Source organism: Magnetococcus marinus MC-1 (genome assembly GCF_000014865.1).
In the GTDB taxonomy this organism is placed as follows: domain Bacteria; phylum Pseudomonadota; class Magnetococcia; order Magnetococcales; family Magnetococcaceae; genus Magnetococcus; species Magnetococcus marinus.
Map to the genome: position 1 here is coordinate 1,973,892 of NC_008576.1, position 15,223 is coordinate 1,989,114.

A 15,223-nucleotide genomic window follows, 5' to 3' on the forward strand; every position below is an offset into this window, starting at 1 on the left:
GGCCGAGCAAGGTCAAACAGGTAGCGTAGGGCGGCTCGGTGGTTGTCAATGGGGCAGGCCGGTTGAACTGGGCGCATCTTTAAGGGCCTGTTAAGGGGTGTTCCGCCCCCTTGGCTGGCTTGGGTCATGCCAAAAGACCGACAAGGCGTTCGTTGGGTGCCGATACCACACCGGGAAAGCGCGTTACCACCGAACACAACAAAGAGGCCGCCAAGCTGGAACTGGCGGCCTCTTTTATGGGGTAGGAGACCCTTTATATTGTGGGGCAAAAGGGTAGGGAGCGTTGATGGACTACTTCTTTTTATTGCGAATGCCCCAAGTGCCTTCGATGCCTCGGCAGTAGCCGTTGAGCTCAACATAGGCACGCCCATTGACTTTATCGCTGGTCACGGTGTTGGTGCCTTCCCAATACTCTGGTCCGGCCCAATAGCCATGTACCGCGCGCAGCTCTTGATCCTTCACTTGGGGTAGGATGGTAAAGACCTCATCCCCTACCGTGACTTTCCATCCCGAAGGATAGGTGCACTTGGTATGGGGGCTGGTCCACTCGCCCAAAATCTCCACATCAAAGTCAAACCGGGAAATGGCGCGGGTTATACCATCGGCACCGGTTAAAGAGCCTGCCCGCTCAACCTCATTGGCGTTACCCAGAATGTCGTAGATCATGATCTGGCGGTTATCTTCCAACTCGATAGCAAACCACTGCCACCCTTTTACAATGGCCTGATAGAGCTCACCATATTGACGATCAAACCAAGTGGTACCAGTGATTTTCTCCGTTTTCCCCTGGTAGCTAAGGGTGCCTGTGGTCTCCATATGAGGGCGGGAGTAGTAGTAGGTATACCCTTGGAAACGATAGGGATGGGCATCGCCACCATAATGCAAGGCAACCGGTTTGGTCTCTTTTAACTCGGCATCCAGCACATAGCCGTCTACCTCGGCATGCAGATGGTCTAGGCCACCACCACCCTTGGCTGTCACCACAATATTGCCGGTCTTCAGGCCATCCTGAGTGGTTAAGTCAAATTTGCTGTCCAATATTTCTGGCAATTTAAGCACAACTTTTTGACCAAAATGAAACTTTTGCCCCTCCACATCGGTAATGGCCGCTTGAATAAGCTGGTCACGCATCAACAGGCCCGTTTTGAAGGCGAAAAAGACCACTTCATAACCAAATTCGCGGCCACTTTCGGTCTTTAAATGGCCGGTCCAATACCACCACTGCACCTGCTCATTCGGGAGAAAGGCATCATTTTGGGGGATCTCCACGGGACCGATCAAGCCCCGCTTGGGGGCAAGGTAGCCAAAATAGAGAGAAACCACCATCAACAGGGTCGCCAAAATGGCCCACCATGTAATGTGGGCGCATTTTTCACAGGGTTCGGCGGGATGTACGCGCCCTAGCAGTACGTCCAAATAGGGGCTTAGGTAGACCAGCAGCACCAGGGCGGACAGGGCCGGCATAACCACCGCCAAGGTCGGATAGGTGGTGTGCAGGGGGGATAATACCAAGATCAGCAGACTGGTGATGATCAAAAAGATAGGGGTGACAAGGCTAAAGGCATTGACCGGCCAGCTGCGGTCTGCACGGCGCAGTTGCCACGCAGCCAGCCAACCGGTGAGCAGCAGTAGGGCACCAACCACCAACTGTTCCGGTACCCAATGATGCTCCTGGAACAGGTAGACATAGGCGGTCATCAGGCCAATAAAGGCGACAAAGGTGATGGGCACCGGTAAGACAGCGCGCACGATCTCCCAAAACAGGCCAGCTTGCCCTGGTTTGAAATGTTTGAGCATCCACTGGGTAGAGGCCACAAAGGCGGCGACAATGATGTACCACCCCATGTAGTTGCTCCACGGGATGCCATACCAACCGGGAGGGACTTTCCAGACCCAAAAGCCAATAGAGACAAAGGCCGGATCGGTGACAAGGTCCAATACGGTAGCGGTGAAACCCGCAAGGGGTGCCATGACCCATAGCGAAAGTTCCAGGCGGCGCAGCGTGGTAAAGAGTGAGAAAAAGATGGTACCCCAGCTGAGCACGACCCCAAGGGGTACCCCGCCCGGCAGCCATACCAAGGCCTCGCTATAATAATAGGGTGGGTCAACTTTGGAGGTTTGTGAATACTCAATGGCAAAGCCCATTAAGATACCCGCAACCAGTGTCCAGAACAGCTGACGATCGGTGCGAAAACTGTAGATCAACAGAATGACCGCAATGGTGTAGTTGACCAGTTGTATAAGAATAAAGGCTGGGGATGCAGAGCCGAACAGGGATTCCATGGGTTAAGTCCTATGGTTATTAAGGATACGCATGTTAACAAGTAGCTAGATTTTATCCTAAAAAATCTTATCTTTAGATAACCTTTTTAGAAGTCTAGCGCAAGTCAATAGATTCTTTTAAAAGAATTTATTTGTCCCAGTGCATGAGACTGATTTTGTCCTGGCGCAACCCGCAGCGCGGGGCGAGACAGCAAAGCCGCGCCTTTCTGTTGGGTGGGAAGAGGATCTTAGCCCCGTCTGGGGAAGGGTGTTAGGAGGGCTCTCCATCAAAGCGGGGGCGAAAGCGTGGGGTGGTTTCACCTTGGGCTTGGGGGATGACCGTAGAGATCTGCGTCAGCAGCTCCGCTTGCTGTTGGCTGTTGAGGGTCGTGTGCGACAATTTTTCACGTACCTCTGGCCAAAAAGCCAACTCGGTGCCAAATAGGGGTTTTAAGGGATGTCCAGGATTTTCCTCCACAATAAGCCGTCCTAGAGGGGTTATCTGCTCGACTCGGTTTCCTTCCAGCAAGCGCTCTTCAACCAAATTGGCGGTAAGCTGAAAATTGCGCTTAGGAAAGGTCGCTTGTTGAAAGCCATGGGCTTGTTTGGTCCAACGCAGTTCCATAGATCTTCCCTGTTAAAATTGGTCCATTTGACCAGTTAAAGCGGTGGTTTAAAAAACCACCCGATTTGGCATGAAGTGTGGTTCACCGTATGCGAATTTCCCCTTTAAAAAAGGGTAAAGGTCTCGTTTTTTTCATTATATTGAACCAGTATATACCACACCACCACAATCAGCAGGGTTACGCCCATGGTCCAGCCCCAGCCCCCCAGCAGATCGGGCAGATAGGTTTGGTAGCCCAATGCGGTAAGAGTCGGTACACCATCAAGGTACTCAACATCGACATCCAACTCCAGCCAACCCTGCATCCGCATAAGGGCAAAACTGGTAGAACCGCTCCAGGCAAAAAACAGCAGGGTCACCACCATTTTAAGATTGCCCTCACCCAAACGCCAGAGGGAGCTGGCGGCGCAGCCGCTGCCCAGTACCATGCCCACCCCGAACAGGCAACCTCCCAGCAGTGACCCCCACCAAAAACGTGGCGGGATGATGGCGTAAACATCAATTTGGAGTTGGCTTATGATTAAGGCTGAAAGGGGGGTAACTAACAGAATGGCCAACATTACCGCACGGGCAAAACGGCCACTGCCGGTTTCAAAAGGTTCACGTACCGCACGGGAAAAACAGAGCCGCGAACGCTGTAGGTTGACCCCAAGAAAAAGCGCAATCAATACAATATAGCCCCGTTGCGTGAGCGTGGCATCTTGCCCCCCCTGGGTTAGCCAAAATAGACCCCAGGCCACGCCGGCCAGCAGCAGTAGCCAGCCCAGCCACGTAAAAAACAGTTGCCAACCTGCTCCCGTAAACAGCGGTTTGGGGGCGCGGCCCCAAGGTAGTGCCTCCATGGCCCACAATAGAAAGCGTACCCCGACAGCCGCCCCCAGCATCAACCCCACCAACATCATCCACCCCGCCGGAGAGGCAAACACCAACGGGGTGAAAAATCCGCCAACCGTGCAGCCACCCGCCAAAGAGGCCCCAATCCCCATTAAAATTCCCCCTAGGGCGGCGCTACCATACTCCGTTGGGGCCGGCAGGCTTAGGCGAAAACGGCCCGATAACATGGCGGCCCCCATGGCCCCCAAAACCATGGCCATATCCGAGACAAAAGAGCGGTGCCGTAAAGGGTTTAAGAGATGTTCATCTAACTGTAAAAAAGGCCCCAAACCGAGCACATTATTGATGGCATCTCCCACATAACGCACCCCAGCAAAAACACTCCATACATTGCCTGTAAGCAGAAAAAATCCCATGCCTAAGACCACCAATAGTGCGCCAAGGGCAGGGCTCCAGCCCTGTACAAAGGGGGTGCGTAGCAGGGTGTTAAGGTGGTTTGCTACGGTTTGGATGGGGCGCATGGAACGATCCTCCGTTTCGGATAACTAAGATATTAAAGCATACCATCCTCTCCATCCTACCCCTCTGCTGAAGAATATTCAGCCTGTTTTTCTCGCCTGAGCATAGGGGCGTTCTGGGGCAGGGCCTGTTGCCGACTGTTATGGGGGGCTGAATGTCTGACGAACATAAGACCCCTTCATTCTGCATAAATTTTGGCAAAAGATACGCAATATAGAAAAAAATTAATATTTACATGAGATTATTAAGGAAAAAGTCGTTTATAAAAGCGAGATACAAATGAGAAGTTTTGTGATAAAATGATACAAAGGGATCATGCTTGATCTTTATAGTAACCGCTTTGTTTGGGAGAGGGTGCGGTTGGGTTGTCACGTACCGTTTGGAGGAACGCTCATGCACGCTGCTGTCGAAATAACTGTGGATGCATCCAATCTCATCTGCGCGGTCAATACAGCGTGGCATCGTTTTGCCCGAGAGAACGGGTGCGAACATCTGACCGATGAAGCGGTGGTGGGAAGATGTTTGTTCGATTATATTGAGGGTGGAGCGACCCGTATTTTCGTGGAGACCATGCTGCACGCAGTGCGTCATAGCCAAACCCCCCTGGTCTGTGCCTACCGTTGTGACTCCCCTGATTTGCGTCGTGATATGGAGATGACCCTCTATCCCCCCGTATCCGGCCTGCTCAGGATGCAGCACCGGCTGGTGCGCGAGCGACCTCTCATCACCCCGGTTGTCTTTAACCGCGTGCCCGAAAATCGCTATGCCTGCGCAGAACAAGTGAAGCGCTGTAGCCACTGTAATGCGCTGCGGGTGCGATGGTCTTGGCACGATGTTGAACAGTTAGAAGAGCTTGGTTTAAGGTCTGGAGAAAACCCTCTGGACGTCTATTATGGCGTCTGTGACCGCTGCCATGATGAGCTTGCCAGTAAAATCGAGATGCTTGGTCAACTCTGCGTGGGCTGACATTGTGCGAATGGTTGCTCCCCCCCCATCGCTCGCTTGGTGCGCACGGCTTTACGCTGACCATAAAACAGATCAATCAAAAAAAGCGGCCCCAGTAAGTAAACTGGAGCCGCTTTTCGGTGTGACAGCCTTCAGCCGCCTAATTTATTAGGCGTCGATGATGGCATTGAGCGTAGCGCTGCAACGCTGAGCCGCGGCAACCTTGGCCGCGTCAGGACGGTAGTAGCCGCCGATATCCACCGGCTTGCCTTGGGTGGTGCTCAACTCGGCCACAATGGTGGCCTCATTGGCCGCCAATTTCTCCGCAATGGGGCCAAAATGGGCTTTGAGCTCGGCATCTTCATCTTGAGCAGCCAGTGCCTCGGCCCAATAGGTGGCGAGGTAGTAGTGGCTGCCTTTGTTGTCCAACTGCCCCACTTTACGACCTGGGGATTTGTTGTTATCCAGCAGTTTGCCAATACCACTATCCAGGGCCTGCGCAATAACATTGGCTTTGGGGTTGTTCTTAACCGCCGCCAGATGCTCCAAAGAAGCCCCTAAGGCACAGAACTCACCCAAAGAGTCCCAACGCAAGAAACCCTCTTCCACAAACTGCTGCACATGTTTGGGGGCAGAGCCACCCGCGCCGGTTTCAAACAGACCGCCGCCATTCATCAAAGGTACGATGGAGAGCATCTTGGCGCTGGTACCGACTTCTAAAATGGGGAAGAGGTCGGTCAAATAATCCCGCAGCACGTTACCGGTGACGGAGATGGTATCCTGCCCCTTAGCCATGCGCTCCAAGGAGTAACGGGTGGCCTCAACAGGGGCCATGACAGGCAGCTCTAAGCCGCTGGTGTCGTGATCTTTAAGGTAGCTCTCGACCTTTTTGATCAACTGAGCATCGTGAGCGCGGTTTTTATTCAGCCAGAACACCGCGGGGGTACCCGCAGCGCGGGCACGGTTGACCGCCAGCTTGACCCAATCGCGAATGGGGGCGTCGTTGGTGATGCACATGCGCCAGATATCGCCTGCCTCAACAGTGTGCTCCAGCAGGGTGTTACCTGCGGCACTTACCACGCGCACAGTACCGTCGGCGGGAATTTCAAAGGTCTGAGGATGAGAACCATACTCCTCGGCCTTTTGCGCCATCAGGCCCACGTTGGCAACACTACCCATGGTGGAGGGGTTGAAGGCACCATTGGCAATACAAAATTTAATGGTCTCATCATAGACACCAGCATAGCTGTTGTCGGGAATAACCGCTTTGGTATCGCCGGGCTTGCCGTCAGGACCCCAACCTTGACCACCGCCACGAATAAGGGCAGGCATCGAGGCGTCAATGATCACATCGCTGGGCACATGTAGGTTGGTAATGCCCTTGTCGGAGTTGACCATGTACATATCGGGGCCTTCATCCATGCAAGCTTGCATGTCGGCTTCGATCTCGGCTTTCAACGCAGCATCCAGACCACCAATGCGGGCATAGACATCGCCAATACCATTGTTGGCATTGATGCCCAGCTTGGCAAAGGTCTCGCCATGCTTGGCAAACACTGGCTTAAAGTAAGCCTTAACACAGTGGCCAAAGATGATGGGGTCAGAGACCTTCATCATGGTGGCTTTCATGTGTAGGGAAAAGAGCACACCCTTGGCTTTGGCGTCGGCAATCTGCTCTTCTAAAAAGCTGTAAAGCGCTTTGGCGCTCATAAAAGTGGCGTCGGCCACGCTGCCCTCTTTGAGCTTAACATCGCTCTTGAGCACTTTGGTTTCGCCACTATTGGTTGTCAACACAATGCTGGCGCTGCCCGCATCGGCGCTATCCACGGTGGTGGAGGTCTCGTGAGAGAAAAAGTCACCCGATTGCATGTGCGCCACGTGGGTCTTGGAGTCCGGTTTCCACTCGCCCATGCTATGGGGGTTCTTTTTGGCGAACTCTTTCACCGCTTTGGGGGCGCGACGATCCGAGTTACCCTCACGCAGGACCGGGTTCACCGCAGAGCCCTTGATCTTGTCATAACGGGCTTGATTGTCCTTCTCTTCCTCCGAAGAGGGGCTGTCTACGTAGTCGGGTAGGGCATAACCCTGCTCTTGCAGCTCCTTGATGGCGGCTTTAAGCTGGGGCATGGAGGCCGATACGTTGGGCAGCTTGATCACATTGGCCCCTGGGGTTTTAACCATCTCACCCAGTTCAGCTAAGGCATCGGGAATGCGCTGTTCAGCAGGCAGCTTGTCATTAAAAGCGGCAATGATACGGCCGGACAAAGAGATGTCCTTAGTACCGACAGATATGCCAGCGGGTTTGGTGAAAGCCTGGATAATCGGCAAAAAGGAACCGCTCGCAAGCTCAGGAGCCTCATCAACGATGGTATAGATGATGTCGGGCTGTTCAGACATGTTTTCTTCTCCAGTCCAAGTAAATCAGTATGCTCGTTGTTCATTAAGACCCCTTTTGTCCGTAGACGCACTTAGGGGGCAGGCTATATTGACGCCGCGATTGCGGGTCATAATTTTGCCACATAATGCCATCATTGTTTCCATTAGGGAAGACTAATCAACGCGCTGGAATCTAGCTTTTGGACGTTTTTTTTAGATATAACACAGCGTGTATATAAAACCTTTTTGCGCAAATCGCGTAAATATGCGCATGTTTTTCCAATTTTTCTTGTGGTTAAGAAAGCTATTTTCCAGGGAAACGTCAACCGTTGTAGCATGTTTTATTGGCAGATCAAACTTTTTTTGTCTTGGTTGGCTCGCATTCCCTTGTAAAGGGTGTGCCAAGGAGGGGGGGCGTGTGCGCGGCGCGTTGTCCAGGCAAGGATTGACTTGCTAGGTATGGGCCTAGCTCCGGTCGATTGTGGCGCGGGTAGATCGTGATGCAGGCAGGCAAGGAGACCCCGCCCCTTGCCTGCTCTTGTCACCTGCTTTTACCAGCGGAAACCGAGCTCGTTGAGTCGGTCGAAACGTTTTTGGTCCATCTTGCCATCCTGGTAAGTCTGGCGCTGAAACTGTACCCATAGACCCAACTGCGCATTACCCGCCCACGCCACCGGGACATCACAGTGACCATGCTGCTGTTTAAATTGGCGCAGTGCCTGAAACAACTCTTCGGCCTGAGCCTGCTTGATCTCCCAGATAAAGTCCAGTTCATCCAATAGAGCCATGAGCTCAGGGCTGAGCAGATTTTTATTGCCCGCCGCCCGCTGCTGCTGTACCCAACGCGCTAAGGTGGGTTGCTGGGCATCGTTGATGGGAATGGTTGAGTGCCCCTCCCGCGCGTGAAACGCCTTCAGCGCTTCGTAACTGGATTCCCAAATTAACCGTTGGGGGTCCCAGACAAAGCCCAACTCATCCAGCCGCTGGCCGCGCTCCTCGCCCAAGCTGCTCGCCTTAAAGCTTTTGCGTTGGGCCTCGACCCACCATGCCAGTTCACTGTCGGCCTCATAATCATCCGGCACATTGCAGTGACCAAATAGGGTGTGAAACTCCACCAACTGAATAAACATCTGCTCCCAATAGAGCTCTTGGGCATCCCAAATAAAGCCCAATTCATCCAGTTGTGCCACCTGCTCGGCGCTCAACTGCTCTTTTTTGCGCGCGCTGCGTTGGGCCACTACCCACTTGGCCAAGGCGGGATTTTCTGACCAACCCTTAGGCACATGACAGTGGCGGCGCTGCCTGTGATACTCCACCAAAGCCACCCGCATAGCGTGCCAATCATGCTGCTTTTGGTCCCACTGCATGCCCACCGCACTCAGAGCCGCAAATTGATCGGGCGGTAAACTCTGTTTATTGCCCAATTTACGCTGCTCAAACAGCCACTGGGCCAACTGCGGCTGCGTGGCATCCTCTTTATCCAGATAGATGTGGCCATGCTCCCGCTGATAGGCGATGGCTTGATCCAACATGCGCCACCAGTGGGTTAACGCAGGGTCCCAGTCAAAGCCAATGCGCTGCAACGCCCGCCAGCGATGCTCCGCAAGCTTTTGCTTTTGGTGCAGCTTGCGCTGGCTATCACTCCAACTATACAGCTCTTGCTGCTGTTCAGCATCGGGCTCCTGGCCGGGGAATAGGTCTAGGAAATCTTTCAGTTTGGCCAGCATGATCTGCCAATCTTGCTCCTCCAGATCCCATACAAAATGGAGCTGTTCAAGCTGCATCACCTGGTCCGGTTCTAACTTGCCCGCCCCATAGAGTTTGCGTTGATCACTGCACCAACGGTGCAGACGGCTGTTGCCGGGGGGCCCTTCGGGTACCCGGTCATGCCCATAGTTTTGTTTGAATGATCGCAACTGTTCAAACATCTCCTGCCACTGGGCCAACTTGAGATCCCACACAAAATGAAGGGCCTCCAGTTGGGCACGGTGGCGGTCGGCGAGTTTGTCAATAAATCCATCACGGCGCTGCTTGCGCACCCAACCCGGCAGCTCTGGTTGGGCTTGCCACGGCTCTGGCACATCATCATGCCCATGCTGCTGCTTAAACTCCGATAAATGGCGGTACATGAGCTGCCATTGGGTTTCGTCAGGGTCCCAATCAAACCCCACCGCCGACAAAGCTTGGTGGCGCGCTTTTGGTAAAGCGCCCAACTCTTGGGCCTTGCGCTGGCGCTTAACCCAGCTATCCAGTGCGTCATCCTCAGTAGAAAAGGGGGTCTGCGGCGGCAGCCGTTTGGCTTGGCTGGCAAAGGCCCCCAGCATACACTCCCACTGACCACCCAGGGCCTCTACCAAAGTAGCGCCAAAACGGGCTTTAAAATCAGCCCCATCCACACCATGGCCGGTTACTTCAATACTCTGCCACAACGGCGCAATATCCAGCGTGCCGGTCATACCTTGGCGTAGGCGAATCTCATGCAGACACGCCTCCAACCGGCTATCCATACCCTTTAAGGCCATGAGCAGGCTTTGCAGGTCAGAGAGCCCAAAGGGTTCACCAGCGACCCGCCCGTGGGCATCAAAACCACGGTGAAACACCAAAGGCAGAATAATATGTGCCGTGGGGGTGCCCCCCGTTAAAGTGGGACGCAACAGCGGTTGCAGGGCATCCAACAGATCCAGCTTATCCTCCAGTTGTGGAACCAGTAACAGCGCGTCGACCGGTGGGCAGGTCTCCCCCTTGGTCAAACAGCTGCTATGGGCCAACAACATGGGCGGGTCCGCTTGTAGGGTGTTCCACTGGCTCTCCCGCTTGTGGGCCGCCCATTTGCCATCAAAGCAGCGCACCACATAGCCTTCTCGCAGGGCATCGGGCTCCTGTCGGCCCGGTAGTGTATAAAACTGTTGCGCAGCACTGCTGCTCACATGGGTGCTTAACACCCGATGGGGACGCAGCCGGTTTAACACACTCTTGATGCCCCGCCACTGGGCGCTGCTGAGATGCTCCTCCCGCGAGAGTCCATCGGTGGGCGTGGGCATAAAAATCAACGGCAAGTGCAGCTGATAAGGACGCGCCAACTGGCGCTCCACCGCAGCCCGATACTCCAGCGGCATCACCTGGGGGCCAAATTGGCCGCTCTCCATGCTGTAGAGGGGTTTGGGGTCTCCCTCTGGGCTTAACCGCCCCGCCTGTTTGGGCTCTGGCGCGTGGGTCAAAAATAGGGTAGGGGGCTCCTGTCGGGCAGGCTCAAAATCCCCCAACTCCTCAAATAAATAGGGATAACGGCTCTGCCGCTTGCCCGCCAACTTATGCGCATCGGTAATCATGCGCAGTATGGGCAGGTTGCCCTGTAACAACGCCTCTAACTTGGGTAAACCCTCGGGGGTGGTGAGGTAAAGTTTGATGCCGTGGAAACGCCACTGGCTAAAGCGCTCCACCGCAGCAGGCTCATCATAGAGCGCAAAGGGCAGCTCCCACGGGTTGAGCTTGGGACGGTCGCTGGAACCTCGCAGAGACGCCTCCGGTTGAAACGGGAATACGCTGAGGGAGAGCGAACTGGCGTGGCGATTTAAGTGACGCCAGAGCTTGCCCAGTCGCGCCAAACCCCCACTCACCGCAACCGTAACCGTGGCGGGGGCCTGTAACCCCTCCAGATAGGTAAGCAGGAGCGATTCGGTCAGTCCACTGGGGGGCAGCACCACCGTGCGGCGGCGGTTGGCCTGTAATCCCTGTAGGCTCTCTTTGGCCAAGGCCACCAAAGCTGGGGCCGGTTGATGGCGTTGGGGCTCGCTACGGCCACTGCGTAACCATTGACGCAGGGCCACAAAATCAGCATGGGTCAGTTGATCCAGATCGTGGCCACGCACCGCAAACCAAGGGGCCTGCCCCATTACCTTATTGGGTAGAGCATTGGCATTGGTGATTAATACCCGCCGCAAGGTGGCCGGTTGTGCCTCGGCAAAGGGGGCAAGCAGCTTAGGGGTGATGGGGGCGCGATTTTCACTAAACAGTGCCCCCACCGCATGCAGTCCCCCTTCGGGAGATTTATAAATGGCTTGGAAGGGATTGTCGCTGTTGTGGTGCAGCCCCATCTGCTCGCGCAGGTGCTCGGGTAGATCCCGCCAGAGCTGAAAACCGGTCATGCGCAGCAGCCGACCCGTGGCCAGCAAACCGTGCAGCAGACAGGCCATCCACTCATGGCGCAGGGTGATATCCTCCACCGCGCCAAAGCGTGCCTCCAGCTCGGAAAAGGTGTGCAAATTGTCGAACAGACCGTGCTCGACCAGCGTAATCAGACGTGATGGAATGATGTTACCCATGGCACCCTTGCTCAACAGGATAAACAAGCCCCATAAAAGGGCTCGATTCTCCAAGTAACCGGTCGTTGCGACCTGGAATAAAAGGTAGGGATTTGTATCCCTTTATGCCGCAACAACCAGAGGCTCCTCGGGCTGAAACGGATTATCTTGGGGTGGCGTCGGGCAGACCGCCATCCACCGGTAGCGTCGCCCCCGTGGTGGGGGATTGCCGGGTCGCAAAGTAGGCCACAGCATGGGCCACATCCTCTGCGGTAATCTTTTCTTTTAACAGGTTGCGATTGCGGTAATACGCCTCTAAGCCCGCTTGATCCAACCCCCGTGCTTTCATGCGATCCGGCCCCACCGTGGCCCATAGACCCGAGGCGCGCTGGCCATCAGAAAAGACCGCATCCGGGGCCACCATGTTGACCCGCACCCCGATACCCGCCAACTCCAAAGAGGCAATACGGGCCAGTTGATGGCTGGCCGCCTTGGTGGCGCTATAGGCACCAAAACTGGCCCCTGGGGCAAACACATTTTTGGTGGAGATAAGCACAATATCCCCCCCCATCTGCATGTTTTCGTAGTGGTGAGCCGCCTGTTTCAGCAGATTAAGGGTGCCCTCAACATTTACCTTATGCAGCAGGGTGAATTTATCCATCTCCAACTGCGCCAGGGGTGCGACGTGGGCCAAACCGGCGTTGATCACCAGCAGATCCACCCCGCCCCAATGGGTGATGATGCGCTCCCAACCCTGCTGTATGGCTGTCGGCGCGGTGACATCCATGGGGATGCCCAACAGCCGCTTGCCATACTGGGGTTTTAACTCCGTGATCAAACTCTCTAAGGCGGCCCCGGCCAGATCGGTGGCCGCCACACAGGCCCCCAAGTCCAGCAAATGGCGCACGATGCCCGAACCAATGGCCCCCGCCGCCCCGGTAACAACAGCGGTGCTACCGGTGAGCGGTAGGGCCGTGGGGGTCGCCACTTTATCCCGTTGAAGCAGGAAATATTCCATATCAAAACAAGCCTGTTCTGATAAGGGGTTATAGGTGCCGCCACTGGCTTTAACCGCCTGCTTAACGCGCACATTTTGCTCGGTTAGGTCGGCTAAAATTGCCGACTCCTGTAACGTTTGAGCCACACATAGGGCACCTACACCGGGTATAAAAACCACATGGGGCAGGGCATGTTGCGGCGTGGGTGGCTGTGCTCCCCCATGGGTGTGGAGATAGGCCGTATAGCGTTGCTGAAAGGCTGCGATGCGTGCCTCGGCCTGTTCCAGGTTGTCCAGCCACAGGGGCCAGGGTTTCATGCGGAGCACATAATCTGAGGTGATGGGGGGGGTAGTAAGTAGCGCCTCGGCCCCCTCTGCGGCCAAGGCTTGCAGCATGTCGTGGTGGATAATGGGGGTGATAATGGTGCGTTGCCGAGGGAAGGCGCGATTGCTCTGTGGTGGGCTGAGTAAGCCCCGCAGTTTGGGGGCAAGTGCGGTATAAGTACGCTGAGCCTGCGCCACATCCACGCTCAGAGGGGTGGCGTGGCTGGCTTGGCGGGCAATCCACTGTTCAGCTCGTGTGACCAGTTCAAGGGTGCGGTTGTAGCTGGCTTGGGCATGCTCTGCCCAGGTCACTAAACCATGGCCCATAAGCACCATACCTATAGCCTGGGGATGTTGGTCAAAGGCGTCCAGGGCCGCCACCGCCAGCTCAAAACCGGGGTGCATATAGGGCACAATGAGGAGTGCATCCCCTAGCGCTTGACGTACCACCTGTTCACCGTCCTGCCGATTGGTGAGGGCCAGGATGGCCTCGGCATGGGTATGGTCAACGTAGGTGGCTGGTAGCCAAGCATGCAGCAGGGTTTCGATGCTGGGCATGGGGTCGTCATGATGTAGACGTAGCTGGGCCAATTGATTGCGCATCTGTTCGGTTGCAAGGTGAGGCAGATGACGCAGTGCCTTGAGGGATTCCAGATCCATGGCCACGTGGTCACGCGGCTGTAAGGTTGCTAGGTCTCGCCCCGAGCCCTTGATGTGCAAAATAGAGCGGGTATTGCCGAACAGATCCTGACCTTCGACTTTAACCGAGGTGTTGCCCCCGCCATGTCGTACCAAAGCAAGTTCGCTACCCAATAGATGGCTGCTGTAGGTGCGCAGCGCCAGGGCTTCTCCAACACTGGGGGCATAGGTGGTTGACAGTTGGGCGGCGTCACGCTCGGACCAGAGATTCTGCATGGCAGTCACTTTATTGAAAGGAGGGTGGTCAGGATTGCCTACAAGGGGTGGCTGGGGAGGGAGACTCCCCAGCCTAATCAGGTGCATTTAACGGTTTTTTAGTTCCTGGTAGAGGGCAAAAGCCTCCTTGGGTTTCATCTCTTCATGCACCACTTTGTTGACCGCCTGAATCATGGCGGTAGGGGCGTCAGACTGAAAAATATTACGCCCCATGTCCACCCCAGAAGCCCCCTGTTGAATGGCATTATAGGCCATGGTCAGCGCATCCAGCTCCGGCTGTTTTTTGCCCCCCGCAATGACAATGGGTACCGGACAGGCCGCCGTCACCGTCTCAAAATCCTCTTCCACATAGTAGGTTTTGACATAAGTGGCACCCAGCTCGGCAAGGATGCGGGTTGCTAAGCGCATATATTTGGCATCCCGTGTAAGCTCCTTGCCCACCGCCGTAACCCCCAGCACCGGCATGCCATAACGGTTGCCGGCATCAATCAAACGGGTTAGGTTGTGGATGGAGCGGGTCTCAAACTCCCCACCAATAAAGACCTGCACCGCAACCGCCGCCACGTTGAGACGCAGGGCATCTTCCATATTGACCGCAATCTCTTCATCCGACAGCTCTTTCAGAATGCTCGGGCCGCCACTGGCACGCAAAACCACGCCGTTGGTGTAGCTGGGGGGGGTCATGCTGCGCAACACACCACGGGTACACATAAGGGTGTCCGCCCAGGGGAGCAGCGGCACAATGTCAACATCAATACGCTCCAGACCCGTAGTCGGCCCCATGAAATAGCCGTGATCCACCGCCAGCATGACCGTACGCCCGGTTTCGGGGCGGAAGATTTTAGAGAGACGGTTTTTCATGCCCCAATCCAAGCTGTTGCACCCTTTGAGGGTGGTCTGCGGATTGATCTGGGGTATGTTTAGATGGTAGTTTTTGCTCTCCTGCACGCCATCGCTATCAGCCATGATCACCATGCTCCTAATCGCATTAAAAGGGGTTGTATGGTTGCCTCGGTCTATAAACCCCCGCAGTGTAGCAGAAGCCCCAACCGACAGACAATCGGTGCCGACCCAAGATAAAAAAAACCCCGCCAACAAAGGGCGGGGCTGGGAGTTACCATAAAC

8 protein-coding genes are annotated in these 15,223 nt (G+C 55.2%); 1 reads left to right on the plus strand and 7 read right to left on the minus strand.

The window, feature by feature from the left end:
* Positions 1–291: 291 nt before the first annotated feature.
* From MMC1_RS19870 to MMC1_RS19875, 3 genes are all read right to left on the minus strand, one after another.
* Positions 292–2,283 (minus strand): carotenoid biosynthesis protein, encoded by a 1,992-nt coding sequence (locus MMC1_RS19870; protein ID WP_011713256.1) that lies wholly within the window; start codon positions 2,281–2,283, stop codon positions 292–294.
* Positions 2,284–2,533: 250 nt separating this feature from the next.
* Positions 2,534–2,887 carry a hypothetical protein gene (locus tag MMC1_RS08155; protein ID WP_011713257.1) on the minus strand — a complete coding sequence of 118 codons (354 nt, stop codon included), beginning with the start codon at positions 2,885–2,887 and terminating at the stop codon, positions 2,534–2,536.
* Between the two features lie 104 nt (positions 2,888–2,991).
* Positions 2,992–4,242, minus strand: coding sequence for a YeeE/YedE thiosulfate transporter family protein (locus tag MMC1_RS19875; RefSeq protein WP_011713258.1), 1,251 nt, complete (start codon positions 4,240–4,242; stop codon positions 2,992–2,994).
* Positions 4,243–4,633: 391 nt separating this feature from the next.
* Here MMC1_RS19875 and MMC1_RS08165 point away from each other — a divergent pair, with 391 nt between their 5' ends.
* Entirely contained in the window at positions 4,634–5,206 is a 573-nt protein-coding gene (locus MMC1_RS08165; RefSeq protein WP_011713259.1) for a hypothetical protein, read from the plus strand.
* A gap of 147 nt (positions 5,207–5,353) precedes the next feature.
* Here the strand turns inward: MMC1_RS08165 and MMC1_RS08170 are convergent, their stop codons facing one another.
* The 4 genes from MMC1_RS08170 to lsrF form a co-directional block, all read right to left on the minus strand.
* Positions 5,354–7,582, minus strand: coding sequence for an NADP-dependent isocitrate dehydrogenase (locus MMC1_RS08170; protein WP_011713260.1), 2,229 nt, complete (start codon positions 7,580–7,582; stop codon positions 5,354–5,356).
* A gap of 530 nt (positions 7,583–8,112) precedes the next feature.
* The gene (locus MMC1_RS08175) at positions 8,113–11,883 is read right to left on the minus strand and encodes a helicase associated domain-containing protein (RefSeq protein ID WP_011713261.1); all 3,771 of its coding nucleotides are present in this window, start codon (positions 11,881–11,883) and stop codon (positions 8,113–8,115) included.
* 142 nt (positions 11,884–12,025) lie between these two features.
* Positions 12,026–14,098: a bifunctional aldolase/short-chain dehydrogenase gene (locus tag MMC1_RS08180; RefSeq protein ID WP_011713262.1), complete on the minus strand. Its 2,073-nt coding sequence runs from the start codon at positions 14,096–14,098 to the stop codon at positions 12,026–12,028.
* An 87-nt stretch (positions 14,099–14,185) separates the two neighbouring features.
* The gene (gene lsrF / locus MMC1_RS08185; RefSeq protein ID WP_011713263.1) at positions 14,186–15,064 is read right to left on the minus strand and encodes a 3-hydroxy-5-phosphonooxypentane-2,4-dione thiolase; all 879 of its coding nucleotides are present in this window, start codon (positions 15,062–15,064) and stop codon (positions 14,186–14,188) included.
* Positions 15,065–15,223 lie beyond the last annotated feature (159 nt).

Coding starts and splice junctions, on each gene's coding strand:
- MMC1_RS19870 (WP_011713256.1), bottom strand. CDS start 2,283: ATGGAATCCCTGTTCGGCTCTGCATCCCCAGCCTTTATTCTTATACAA.
- MMC1_RS08155 (WP_011713257.1), bottom strand. CDS start 2,887: ATGGAACTGCGTTGGACCAAACAAGCCCATGGCTTTCAACAAGCGACC.
- MMC1_RS19875 (WP_011713258.1), bottom strand. CDS start 4,242: ATGCGCCCCATCCAAACCGTAGCAAACCACCTTAACACCCTGCTACGC.
- MMC1_RS08165 (WP_011713259.1), top strand. CDS start 4,634: ATGCACGCTGCTGTCGAAATAACTGTGGATGCATCCAATCTCATCTGC.
- MMC1_RS08170 (WP_011713260.1), bottom strand. CDS start 7,582: ATGTCTGAACAGCCCGACATCATCTATACCATCGTTGATGAGGCTCCT.
- MMC1_RS08175 (WP_011713261.1), bottom strand. CDS start 11,883: ATGGGTAACATCATTCCATCACGTCTGATTACGCTGGTCGAGCACGGT.
- MMC1_RS08180 (WP_011713262.1), bottom strand. CDS start 14,098: ATGCAGAATCTCTGGTCCGAGCGTGACGCCGCCCAACTGTCAACCACC.
- lsrF (WP_011713263.1), bottom strand. CDS start 15,064: ATGGCTGATAGCGATGGCGTGCAGGAGAGCAAAAACTACCATCTAAAC.